This window comes from Paracoccus liaowanqingii, from assembly GCF_004683865.2.
Classification (GTDB): domain Bacteria; phylum Pseudomonadota; class Alphaproteobacteria; order Rhodobacterales; family Rhodobacteraceae; genus Paracoccus; species Paracoccus liaowanqingii.
Window position 1 is genome coordinate 96,661 of record NZ_CP040765.1, and the last position, 12,185, is coordinate 108,845.

Consider the following 12,185-nt stretch of genomic DNA (forward strand, 5'->3'; position numbering starts at 1 on the left):
ATCGTTTAATGGCAACGATTCAGATGATCAGGTCGAGGGAAGTCCCGTGCGAGTCGGAGCTCAGTGCCGTTGGTATAAGTACACGGCAAAATTCTATGCCATTTGGTCTAAAAGTATCCCATCTATTAAACATTCTCGCCATGAGGTTACGTTGCTAACGCAACTTCTAGATGAAAAGCCCCAACGTGAATTAATTATAGCGAAGAATTAGGTTAAAAAATGCGAAGAAACCGCGATCAGAGCGAAATTTGAGTTTTCCTAGACGCTGACGTGTTCATTCTCAAAAACAGGAGGCCAATCCCTGGTCTCTGTGAGGAGAAAAGCAAATGCGTGATCTCAAAACGGAAGAGCTCGAAAGCGTTTACGGTGCCGGGAGCCGCGGTCGTCGTCGTCGCAAGCACCGCAAAGCACGTCGTCGCGATGCCAGCAATAGCAATAGCAATAGCAATAGCCGTAGCCGGAGCAATAGCAATAGCTGACGCACGCCGACTCTGCGATTTGGCGCGTCGGCAATCCAACCTAGGTGCGTCCCGAGACACGACCATCGGGGCGCGCGCACATTATAGACAGGAGTTTGAACAATGCCCTTCGAGAGCGTAGCGGGTCTCGATGCAGAAATGAGCCGTGTTGCTTCGGCCAATGACTCCGATATCCAGCGGGAAATCTGGCTTCTGGGTCAGCCGCCTCTGACGGACTTTCTGGATTACGTGAAGAAGGGAGTGGACGGCGGCGACAAAATCGATCGCGGCGTGCTTGTTGATGCCTGGCGGGATGCGAATGATCACTACTATGACCTTGAACAGCACGAAGCCGGTATTGCTGACACGATACAATGTTTTGAATTGCCGAGCTCTTTAGATGCGCTGGCCCGGGATCTCTCGGATCACGAACACTTTCGCAATACTTTTGATCGTATGCCCACCACGTTCGGCATGGTCGAGCTCGACAAGATAGTGGTCTCACAAAGACGCGTAACATTGCCTTTTGTCGATGCTCTGGCGTCGCAGCTTGGCCCACACACCGATGCTGTCAGTCTGTTTCGCTTTTGCCAGCCTTTCGAGCGCCGCGATCCGCAGGTCGAAATTCGGCGCTTGGGCAACCAGCGGTACGTTTTCATGTCTGCCTCCAACGACTTGCGTTTTCATGATGTTGTCTTGCTAGGCCCGAGTCAGATCCTTGACCGCAAAAGTTGCGCGCCTGTTTCGGGGGCCATTGGTGCCTTCGTTGGCTATGGCTCTAATTTCTTGACCGTTATCCGGTCTGACGACCGAATGGTGCTCCACAACGGCTATCATCGCGCCGTCGCTATGCGGGCAGCGGGGATCACCCACGCGCCTTGCGTCATCCAAACTGTGACACGACGGGACGAACTGGAAGTTGCTGCCGCACAGCCTGTTGTTGATGACCCAGCCTTCTATTTCCGGTCGGCCCGTCCACCAGTTTTGAAAGATTTCTTTGACCCGAAGATCAGGACGATACTGCGCGCTCGCCGAACTCAAAAGCATGTCGAGGTTAACTTCGAAGTCAAGGAATACACCGTCTATGAGGGCGGACAATGAATGGCCGAAGAGCTTCCGAACGCCTCGAAAAGGACGCGCCACTTTTCCGCGCTGAGGCGGTGGCTGAACAGCAAGACCGATGGCTTGGAACAGTATTGCTGGTGCCGCGTATTTCGCATGTTTTGTGGACCGGCGTCGCGACTTTTCTGGTCGCCGGAGTGATTGGACTCGTTGGATTCGGGGAATACACCCGCAAGTCCCGCCTCCAAGGGTCACTTGTTCCTGAAGGTGGCTTGATCCAGGTAATGGCACCGCAACCCGGCGTGCTTACCAAGGTTTCGGTAACCGAAGGAAAAAAAGTAGTCCGCGGGGCTGCGTTGGCGGTTCTGTCGATCGAGCGTCGCAGCGAGACCATGGGCGAAACGCAGGGAGAGGTGGTGCGTGCACTGCGGGCACGCCGAGATGCCCTGGTTGCGGAGCGCGACCGCCATATCGCGCTATTTGACGGACAAGACGGGGCACGCCAACGTCGCATGCAGGGAATGAATGCAGCGCTTGAGCATCTTCAAGTTGAGTTTGACCTGCAGCATTCCCGAGTCGACCTTTCCCGGAACGCTCTGGATCGCCAGCGCGCTCTAAGGCAACGCAATCTGGTGACGGAGGAGACCCTTAGGTCGGCGGAGGAGGAGGCGCTGGATCAAGCGCTGGCGTTGCAGACGCTTGAACGCCAGCGCAGCACATTGGATCTTGAGAAACTCGATATCGAGGTTGCTCACGAAGAGGCACCGTTCCGACGCGACCTGCAGCTTTCCGAAATCGACCGTTCTGTGGCCGCGCTTGATCAGGAAATCGCTGAGGCCGAGGCCGCCCGCGAGATCGTCATTGCAGCCCCCCAGTCCGGTACGGTGACGGCATTGCAGGCGTCAGCTGGCAGCTCTGCGGGACCGGACATGCCGTTGATGACACTGGTCCCCGAGGATTCTTATTTAGAGGCCAGGCTCTACGGACCGAGCAGCGCGATCGGCTTCGTCCGGCCGGGACAGCGGGCGATGATCCGGTACGAAGCGTATCCCTACCAAAAATTTGGACTTTACGAGGGGGTGGTCGCGTCGGTATCGCGCTCTACGATTGGGCATCTCGAGCTGGCAGCGGCGGGTATTTCCACCGTGACGGACTCCGGAAGCGAGCCTGTCTATCGGGTAACAGTTCGGCTCGCTGCACAGTCGGCAACTGCATATGGCGAGGACGCACCCCTACAGCCGGGTATGACGCTGAGCGCTGATATCGTGATCGAGACCCGCCGCATCTATCAATGGATTCTCGACCCTCTCTATTCACTGACTGGGGAGGGCAAAGTGTGAGCTCCGCAGGGCTGCAGTTTGGTTGGGGCCGCCGGCTGCCGGTTAGTCTGCAGTCCGAGGCGGCAGAGTGTGGTCTCGTTTGCCTGTCAATGATCGCGAGCTACCACGGGCAACATTCAGATCCTGGAGCCTTGCGGCGACGCCACGGGTTCTCGCTCATGGGGGCAAGCCTCAAGGATGTGATCTCGGTTAGCGACCGGATCGGGCTCGCCGCACGCCCGGTACGCCTCGAGCTAGATGAGCTTCGGCTACTGCGCCTGCCCTGCATCCTGCACTGGGATTTAAACCATTTTGTAGTTCTGCAGGCGGTACGCCGAGGTGGTGTGACAATTCACGATCCGGCCGAAGGCGTGCGCCGGTTGTCTTTGGCAGAAGTCTCCCGGCATTTTTCTGGCGTAGCGCTCGAACTTACGCCGACGGGCGGCTTTGAGGCAGCCGAGGCGCCACCGCGGATCCGCATTCGTTCACTTCTAGGCCGCATCACGGGTATGCGCCGTTCGCTTGCTCACCTGCTGCTCCTTGCTTTCGCTCTCGAGATTTTCGCACTGCTCGCACCCCTGTTTCTTGGCTTGACGGTTGACCAAGCTATCGTTTCTGCCGATCGAAGCCTCCTGCTGTCGTTAGCTATCGCTTTTGCTCTTCTGCTCTTGTTGCAGACGGCGATCGGCGCGCTGCGCGGCTGGATGCTAATCACGCTTGGAGCAAGCCTAAAAGTGCAGGCCAGGACAAACTTGTTCTCGCACTTGATTGCCCTGCCCGCGAGCTATTTCGAGACACGACATGTTGCTGATGTGATGTCGCGCTTTGACAGCCAAGACACTATTTTGCAGACGCTGACGACCGACCTCGTGGTGGCAATCCTTGACGGATTGATGTGCATAATCACCCTCGTCGTCATGTTTGTTTTGGCCCCGACACTCGCGACTGTCGCACTTGTCGGCGCGGCACTTTACGCGTTGCTACGCTGGTCGTCTTACATGCCCCTGCGGCAGGCCTCGGCTGAAGCCATCATCTGGGCGGCGCGACGCGACAGTCACTTCCTCGAGACCCTGCGAGGAATTAAGACCATTAAGCTTTTCAACGGCCAGCAGGATCGGAGGGCGCACTGGTTGAGTCTCCTGGTTGAGACGACAAATCGACAGCTTATCACTCAGCGGCTAAACCTCCTCTTTCGCACCGCAAATAGCTTGCTTCTCGGTATCCTCAGCATCCTAGTAGTCTATCTTGCAGCACGGATGATCTTTGAGAATGTCTTCTCGGTGGGGCTGCTGATCGCCTTTATTGCATACAAAGATTTGTTTGTGCGCCGGGTCAGCGGGTTAATCGACACTTTTGTTGAACTCAGGATGTTGGGTTTGCATGCAGAGCGTCTGGCTGACATTGCACTAACTGCCCCGGAGCCCATTGCTGACCTGCGCCCGAAGGTGGCGCATCGAAATCCCGTCGGGATCGAAGTGCGCGATTTGTCGTTCCGCTACGGGCCCAACGATCCCCTTGTTTTACACGGGGTCAGCTTTCAGATTGCGCCGGGGTCGTCGGTAACCTTCGCCGGTCCCTCGGGATGTGGCAAGACTACCCTGCTGAAGCTGCTGGCCGGACTTCTTGTTCCGACATCAGGGACGATCATGATAGATGGTGAACCAATGGCGCGCCTCGGCCCAGAAAATTGGCGCGCGATGATCGGTGTCGTCATGCAGGATGACTTTCTATTCGCAGGCTCTATTGCAGATAATATTGCTTTCTTCACCGCAGGCGCCAATCCCGACCTGATCGAAGACTGCGCACGGCGCGCAGCTGTCCATGATGATATCATTGCTATGCCTATGGGTTACGGCACACTGATTGGCGACATGGGCACTGTTCTATCTGGCGGACAAAAGCAGCGTCTTCTTCTCGCCCGCGCGTTGTTTCGTTCACCGGGGCTGCTGCTGCTCGACGAGGCCACGAGCCATCTTGACGTAGCGCGTGAACGGGCGGTGAATAAGGCGCTGCAAAACTTGGCAGTGACCCGGATAGTCGTCGCACACCGCCCCGAGACGATATTCGCCTCCGAACGAGTCATTACGTTCGCGAAAGGCCAGATCGTGTCTGACACAGGCAGAGAGGACGAAACGGATGAGCATCCGCAACAAGATCATCGCCTTCCAGTTGATCGTTGCTCTATTGTTGCTTAGTACGGGAGGAGGAACGTACTTCGCAATCGAGCGCATCGACTATTATTTCGATCGAAGCCGCTTGGCCCGTGCGCAAATGGATACTGTCATCCGGCTGTCTGCGCACATGAACCGATACTCAGAGAATATCGCGGAGATGCTTCTCCTTGGAAGAACAGAGCTTGATGATTTCTATGTTGCGCGCGCCAGTCTTGAAGACAGCTTCGATCTTCTCACCGATATGGTCGAAGAAGAAATAAGCTTCGTACGTTCCTCCGATGAGCGCGACGAGGAGCAAGAAGAGCTCGTGCGTGTACGGGCGATGCGCGAGCTCTATGAATCAATCGATCTGACGGCCGAGCGTTTGATGGTCCTGCGCGATTCCGGCCGTCAGGCCGAGGCGGTCGAGCTATTTAGGGACGACATCGAGAATCGCATGGATGAGGAACTCGAAAGGTACATCTCAGCCGCAATTGCCGACGAAACCGAGGAGCTTGAAGTTATCCAAACGCGGACCAATCAGCTTGAGCAGCAGCTGACGATCCTCGTCATTGCGATCTGTTTTGCTGCGTTGGGAGTATCTCTGGTTGCGGGAACGATGCTTACCCGGGCCTTAACGCGACCGATCCGTGCTTTGATTTCAGGCGCACAGGCAATTGGCGACGGCAACCTTGGCTACCGGATAACTTACGACCGCAAGGACGAGTTTTCCGATTTGGCAGACCAGTTCAACACGACAGCTGCGCAACTTGAAGCGCAGCGTAACCAGCTTCTTGAGGTTCAGTCGGGACTCGAGACAGAGATTGGCCAGAGGATCAGCCAACTCGAAGAGGCAAATAGTCGTTTGAAAAAGCTCGATGAGATGCGAATGCTGTTTCTCGCCGATATTGGACACGAGTTGCGCACGCCGCTCACCGTACTGCGTGGCGAGGCCGAGATTGTGCTTCGTGGGAATAAGGTAGTCGAGGATTATCGAGAGACATTGAGCCGCATCGTTGGGTTAACTGGTCAGATGGGTCGTTTGATCGAGGACCTCCTGTTTCTTTCTCGTGCCGAAGTGGGCGCGATCCGCTTTGAAATGGAACCGCTTGTGCTTCGAGATGTCTTCGAAGTGGCGCTTGGCGAGGCGCGCGTTCTGGCAGCGGAAACAGGCGTGCTGTTGCAAGCCACCATCGACGAGCCCTTTTGCAAAGTGGAGGGCGACGCCGAGCGCCTGACCCAAGCCTTCTTAATCGTACTTGATAACGCTATTAAGTATTCCAAGCGCGGCGCCTCCGTCGACGTGACACTATGTTCCACCCGGCATGACGCCGTGGTCAGCGTGCGCAATGCAGGCGCCAGTATTCCCGCGAACGATCTGCCTTTTGTCTTCCACCGTTTCTACAGAGGACATCAGTCTGATAATCGCCCGACCGTCGGTAGCGGTCTCGGCCTTCCAATTGCCAAGTGGATTACCGACACCCATGGTGGGAACATTTTCCTGAAAAGCGCAGACTGTGAGACAGTTGTAACATTTCGCTTTCCCCTGATCGCGTGAGGTAATCCCCGTGACAAAAATTCTTCTTGTCGAAGACGATCCCCGGATTGCCAGTTTCATCTCACGGGGTCTGACAGCCGAGGGGCATGCCATAGATATTGCTTACTGCGCTCTGGAAGGCCTATCTTTGGCACGTACGACGGGATACTCGTTGATTATCCTCGATAGGATGTTGCCCGATATAGATGGTGTCGAGGTCTGTCGGCAATTGCGCAGCGATAACTACGGCGGCCGCATACTGATGTTAACTGCCAAGGATGCGATAGGGGATAAAATTAGCGGTTTGAACGCTGGCGCGGACGACTATATGACGAAACCTTTCTCGTTCGACGAATTCGTGGCGCGGGTCGAAGCTCTTTTACGTCGCAGCACGCCAGAGAGTATTGATCCGATGTTGCGAGTCCAAGACCTGACCTTGGACCTGCGCTCTCGACAGGTACGGCGCGGTGATCGGGAAATAGAGCTCACGCGCAAGGAATACGCCCTACTCCGCTACCTGATGGAGAACACGGGGACTGTCCTAACCCGTACACAGATTCTGAATAATAATTGGGGCTATGGTTTCGACCCTGGAACCAAGGTTGTCGACGTCTATGTGCGTTATCTTCGCAAGAAGGTGGACGACGGAGAAGCGAGACCACTTATTAAGACGAAGCGGGGAGCCGGCTATAGCATTGGATAGCCCGTGGCCGGTATTCACGTCACATATCGTGCTTAAAATTTCAGGAAGAACTATTAAAAAGTGAAGCTTTCTATTCAGTTGAGCCGATGAGTTAAATCAAATCTCCCGCGTGGCGATGATGGTTGCTTTCCTCTTTGTGAGGTAACGGCGCAGGCTTGAAACGGCATCTGATCCGGTCTCCGGGGCAACGAGCACCAGCTTTGGTCGCAAAAGGTGGAGCCTCACCAGACTGATGGCATCACACTCAGCATCTGTCAGGTTTCGGCCACCTTCCTGAACCCTCCCATTCAAGCCACCAAGCCTCGTCAATAAAGGCTGCAATCCCTGAGCGGTGGCCAGGCGCACAAGCCGCTGGTCATCAGGACGGGTATCGCACCCGAGCGTGAGTGCGCGTCGCAATGATCCCTGCAGGATTTGAGGTGATGGACCGACCAAGGCAACGTTGCGGCGCAAGGTGCCCCGGCTCAGGTCGCGCAGATCGATACCAGACAATAAAATCGTTCCCGTCCCCGAATCATCCAGTCCCAGAAGCAGGTTATGCAAGATGAGCGCATCGCAGGGTGCAAGCGGGATCACCTCAACGACGCCGGGTAGGATCTTCCGGGTCAGCAACCGACCTGACGAGAGCTGGACTTTGGAAAGTCCGACCGCGACCGGCCCCGATGGCAGGCTTCGCCCGGCGCGATACAGGTCACGCGGCCTTCGGTCCAGCGCCGCGGTCGCCTTGACGGCCGCAGCCCGGAACGCACTCCAATAGTCCCAAGCCGCACCGAGATCCCGCAGCGGCGTGACCAGTAGTCCGAGGACCGCCAGGGAAGCCGCAATGGTGCCCGCCTGCAATTCTAGCTGGTGACTCAAGATCATGACGGCGGCCGCTGCGACACCGGCTGCTGCGTCTGGCACGGCTTTCAGGCTTTCAACTGTCAACCGCTGGCGCAGCGCCGCAGACACCATCCGGTCCGTCAGACGATCCAGAAGCGCCAGTTCTGTCCCCCGACGGCCAAGCCGGTCAAGATGGGGGGCCATGGGCATGCGTTCGGCCATTTCCGCGGCGATACGGGCACGGCGCGCGCGCAGCCTGCGCTGCGTGGCTGGCAGCGACAGCCCGCCAGCCGTGATGGCGACCAGGGACAGGGTCACCAGTCCCCCGACGACAAGGGCCAGTGTCGGATGCAGCAGCCACAGGATGAACAGCGCTGCGGGGATCAGAACCGCTGCCGCAACGACACCGGGCAATCCAAGTGCAGGCCAGTTGCGGAACGCCGTCATGTCACCCACGAACCGCAGCGACATATATCCCGACCGACGTTGCGCCACAGCCTGTGCGGGCATCCGAGCTGCCTGGTCGAACAGGGCCGCGCGGATCTCGCGCGCGTAGTCCTGTCCAATGCGTTCCCCCGCATAGCGGGCGGCGATCCGCGTCGCGGCGAAGACAAGTCCCGCACCGACCAACACAGCCAGGCCGATAAACGGCAAGGACTGGCCCTGATGGATTGCCTCGAACAGGGACCGTGTTGCAAACGCCCCTGCCCCGGCGGCGACCCCTTGCATCACCGTCAGGGCGGCCACGCGCGCAAGCCCCCCCTTTCGGGCGGAGTTGAGAAGGGGCGGCAAATCCATCAGGCGACCTGCCGCGGCATCCCAAGGGCGCGCAAGGCAAACAGATTGGCTTCGGCCGGGTCGGCAAGGTCTGATTTGCGCAGGACCGTGACACCTGTCGCAGCCTGCGCTTCAGCCACCGCCATGGGCGAGCAGCTCAGGAGACCCGTAAGGACGTCGGGCCGCAATCCATGGCGAGCCAGTTCCGCCAAGCCTCCGGCGGCGGCAACAGCATCCCCACAGGCAAAGACCAGGCCGGACATCCGCGCCCGCAGCCACGGATCAGCCACCAATTGACCGGTTTCCCGCTGAAACAGGCCGTCGGCAATCTCCATCACGGCGATCTGGCACCCCGCCTCGGCCGCGTGGCCCAGCAGTTTGTCCAGGCCGTCCTTGATCCTCGTCAGCGGCTCCATATAGGTTGTCACCATTCCAGCATCCGTGAAATCTGCCACAAGATGCGCGCCGGTATCGGCGTATTCGTTCAGGTCTCCGAATGCTCCTGTGCCGGTCCCCTTCAACGCCGCCACCTTGTATCCCGCACGCCGCAATCCCAGGGCCAGTTGTGCGGTGGCAAGTGTCTTGCCAGAGTTCATGGCTGTCCCAAGAACGAAAATGACCGGTATTTCGTAGGCCCGGGGAGAGGATGGCAACGAGAAGCGATCTAGATTGACCGCATGTCCCTGCGCGTCACACAGGCGGCCCACAGGTAACAGCTGGGTCGCGGGTTTGATGCGTTCGTTGCGCGCGGTCATGCGTCCGATACAGCCTCCGCCGGCCAGGAGGTCGGCGCCCGCAGGATCGATCTCAGCCACACCCTCGAACTGATCAGGGGCGTAGCGCGCGCCACAAGCCAGCACGATCATGTCGCCGGGATAGATGGCCGAGGGCCGTCCCGATGTCAGTTGAACACGCTGGTGCTGACCCAGCTGCACCACCTGCGCCAGGATCAGATCGCCAGCGCGGACAGTGTCGAAAGACCCGTCGATCCCGGCGATCAGGCTGCGGTCTACCCGCCGGGTTGCAAAAGTCCACTTGGCCGGGACCAAAGACGACAGAAGGGAGATGCTCATTGGGAAGCTCCTGTGAATAACGAGACAGATCAGGATGCACGTGTCAGACGCACATTCTCTGCAGCGACGACGAGGCGGGCCAGACCAGTCTGGGTGATGGCGAGGGCAACGTCATGGGGGACACTCGGCAGCTCAGTCAGGGTGATGTCGGGTGTTCGGCCCAATGCTTCAGCGGCCCTGCGAAAGGATGTCAGGTAATGGGCCGCACGGTCTCGACGGGTGCGGCCCTGAATGCGATCCAGCGAAGCCGTCTTGCGCAAGCTATTGTCACGCCCCAGGTCCAATGCACCGACATAGAGGCGGACGGACAGACCAACATAGATCGATAGCATCTCAGTGTGCCGGCGCACCCAAGCCGTATCTGCAGATCGATGGCTTTCAGCCAGTCCGTAAGGATGGGGCATCGAGGCGTCAGGGAGGCAGTACCAGCCCGCAGCCGCCAGATGTAGCCTTCCGATCCGGTTTGGGTAAAGCATCGCAAATCTGTGGGCCAACTGGGCGCCTCCGGAGTGGCCAAACAGATCAATCGGCCCCCGCATCCCTGAATCCCCGGCCTCAATCTGTGTCAGAAGGGCCAGCAGCGCCAGATCGGGACGCGCCACACGACTTGGTCGCTGAAAGTCGGGCCAGGCTTCGGCTTCAAAATGTGGAACGATGACGACCCGGCCGCTGCATTCGGCCTCCGGGCGGAACAGGTCTACCAGCTGATCCGCGTTTCGCGAAATGCCATGCAAGACAACCAGCGGGGCAAGCCCCGAAGGGGCGGATGGGTGGATGACGCATGCGCGCAAGACGCCTGCCGTCGAAGCGCTGGTGATGCGCGTGACCATTAGTTTGGGACTTCGCCGCTGCATGACTGCCTCCTGCGGGTTTGCTGCAAGAGATACGCGCAGTCGGGACTTTTATTCCGTCACCAAGACCTTTTTATGTGCAGGTCCAGGCCGGGCATCAGGATGGCGCGACAAATTTCGCAGTCGGGCGTGTAGCCCGCCGCACCAGGCAGCGACTACCAAGGTTAAGTTATCGGCTGCAGTCTAGCGCCGAAGGGCTTCAGCCTCTGCCTCGAGCGACAGTGGCTGGCTTGCCTCGACCTCGGACATCCACGCCTCCAGAGCATCAATATCACCTGATGCCGGCTGGTAGCCGCCCGCCGTTGTCCTATCCAAGGCAAAGCGCTCGTCAAATTGTTCATTCGATGTCGTCCGGCACATGACCGACAGGCGGGTGCGCTCCTCGCGAACGGTCTCGACTTCGCGGCAAAACGCGCCCGCGGCGGTGTGAAAGCTGCCGATAACAGTCAGATCGGTGCCATCTGGCAGGACGAGACCTTCTCCCGCAGGAAGCTGGGTCAACGCCTGTTGCAGCGGTGTCAGGGTGTCACTGCCGGGGGTCAACTGCCAGCCGACGGTGATTGTTACCGCCACCACTCCAGCCGCAACAGCCGCCCGGAGCGCGCGGTTGGCGTTGGCAGCTGAGCTCACCGCACGCATGCGACCGTGCTCCGGCACAGTGATGCTTGCCGCCCTGATCCGGGCAATCAGATCAGCATCAGCAGGGCCCTGCGTTGGCAGCGCGGTTTGCAATGCCTCCAGCCGCAATCTGGTTGTCCGGAACCGCGCAAGGCGCAATCGAGCCTCGGGGTCTGCCGCGAGACGTGCTTCCAGGGCAAGGGCTTCGACAGCATTCAGTTCGTCGTCAGCCAAAGCCATCAAGGTAACATCGTCAATCTTCACGGTTGTGGTCCTTACCGAATGATCTTGTCATGATGTCGACGTCTCATCCCTCAGTTTATTCCCAAGGCTTCAGCAAGCGCGAGTCGGGCCCGGCACAGGCGGCTCATGACCGTTCCCCTTGGAACACCCAGGACTTCTGCGGCCTCGGCATAACTTAACCCCTCGATGCAAACGAGACTGAGGATGTCGGCTTGCTCAACTGGCAGTCTGGCGATCGCTGCTTGGGTTGCCGTCAGCATAAGCCTGGCCTCAATCCCGGCGGCAGAGTCCACAGACAGAATGTCGGGATTGTCCACGACGTCAATCGTGATGCCTTGGCTTCGCTGACGACGCGTCATGTCGATGAACGCATTCCGAAGGATCCGAAACAGCCATGGTTCAAGTCGCTGCGTTGGATCATGGCTTGAGTGGTGGGTGATCGCCCGCTCAATCGTAATCTGAACCAGGTCATCAGCCTGATCGCTGCGCCGGGAAAGTGATAGAGCGTATCGACGCAACTTTGGCAGCAGTCGGACCAAGGCATCGCCAAATGCCGCATCCATGTCGAT

Annotated in this window: 10 protein-coding genes; 5 read left to right on the forward strand and 5 right to left on the reverse strand. The window is 58.3% G+C overall.

The window, feature by feature from the left end:
* Positions 1-581: 581 nt before the first annotated feature.
* From E4191_RS22505 to E4191_RS22525, 5 genes are read left to right on the forward strand one after another with little or no spacing between them, the layout of a single operon-like run.
* Complete coding sequence (locus E4191_RS22505) at positions 582-1,559, forward strand: hypothetical protein (RefSeq protein WP_139616532.1); 978 nt, start codon at positions 582-584, stop codon at positions 1,557-1,559.
* Positions 1,556-2,860: an HlyD family secretion protein gene (locus tag E4191_RS22510; RefSeq protein ID WP_139616533.1), complete on the forward strand. Its 1,305-nt coding sequence runs from the start codon at positions 1,556-1,558 to the stop codon at positions 2,858-2,860. The genes E4191_RS22505 and E4191_RS22510 overlap by 4 nt, the downstream gene beginning before the upstream one ends.
* Positions 2,857-5,034, forward strand: a complete 2,178-nt coding sequence (locus E4191_RS22515) for a peptidase domain-containing ABC transporter (RefSeq protein WP_228461940.1) — start codon at positions 2,857-2,859, stop codon at positions 5,032-5,034. Before E4191_RS22510 ends, E4191_RS22515 begins: the two co-directional genes overlap by 4 nt.
* Complete coding sequence (locus E4191_RS22520) at positions 4,976-6,550, forward strand: sensor histidine kinase (protein ID WP_139616535.1); 1,575 nt, start codon at positions 4,976-4,978, stop codon at positions 6,548-6,550. Before E4191_RS22515 ends, E4191_RS22520 begins: the two co-directional genes overlap by 59 nt.
* A gap of 10 nt (positions 6,551-6,560) precedes the next feature.
* Entirely contained in the window at positions 6,561-7,232 is a 672-nt protein-coding gene (locus E4191_RS22525) for a response regulator transcription factor (RefSeq protein ID WP_139616536.1), read from the forward strand.
* 96 nt (positions 7,233-7,328) lie between these two features.
* On the opposite strand, the gene E4191_RS22530 is transcribed toward E4191_RS22525, so the two are convergent.
* The 5 genes from E4191_RS22530 to E4191_RS22550 all read right to left on the reverse strand — a co-directional run bounded on the left by E4191_RS22530 (position 7,329) and on the right by E4191_RS22550 (position 12,179).
* On the reverse strand, positions 7,329-8,852 hold the full coding sequence (locus E4191_RS22530; RefSeq protein ID WP_139616537.1) for an ABC transporter transmembrane domain-containing protein: 1,524 nt from the start codon (positions 8,850-8,852) through the stop codon (positions 7,329-7,331).
* Positions 8,852-9,904, reverse strand: coding sequence for a dethiobiotin synthase (locus E4191_RS22535; RefSeq protein WP_135817455.1), 1,053 nt, complete (start codon positions 9,902-9,904; stop codon positions 8,852-8,854). The genes E4191_RS22530 and E4191_RS22535 overlap by 1 nt, the downstream gene beginning before the upstream one ends.
* A 29-nt stretch (positions 9,905-9,933) precedes the next feature.
* A complete protein-coding gene (locus E4191_RS22540; RefSeq protein ID WP_139616538.1) occupies positions 9,934-10,734 on the reverse strand; it encodes an alpha/beta fold hydrolase in 801 nt (266 codons plus the stop codon).
* A 204-nt stretch (positions 10,735-10,938) separates the two neighbouring features.
* The gene (locus E4191_RS22545) at positions 10,939-11,637 is read right to left on the reverse strand and encodes a hypothetical protein (RefSeq protein ID WP_139616539.1); all 699 of its coding nucleotides are present in this window, start codon (positions 11,635-11,637) and stop codon (positions 10,939-10,941) included.
* A gap of 50 nt (positions 11,638-11,687) precedes the next feature.
* The gene (locus E4191_RS22550; protein WP_135817458.1) at positions 11,688-12,179 is read right to left on the reverse strand and encodes an RNA polymerase sigma factor; all 492 of its coding nucleotides are present in this window, start codon (positions 12,177-12,179) and stop codon (positions 11,688-11,690) included.
* Positions 12,180-12,185: the final 6 nt, after the last annotated feature.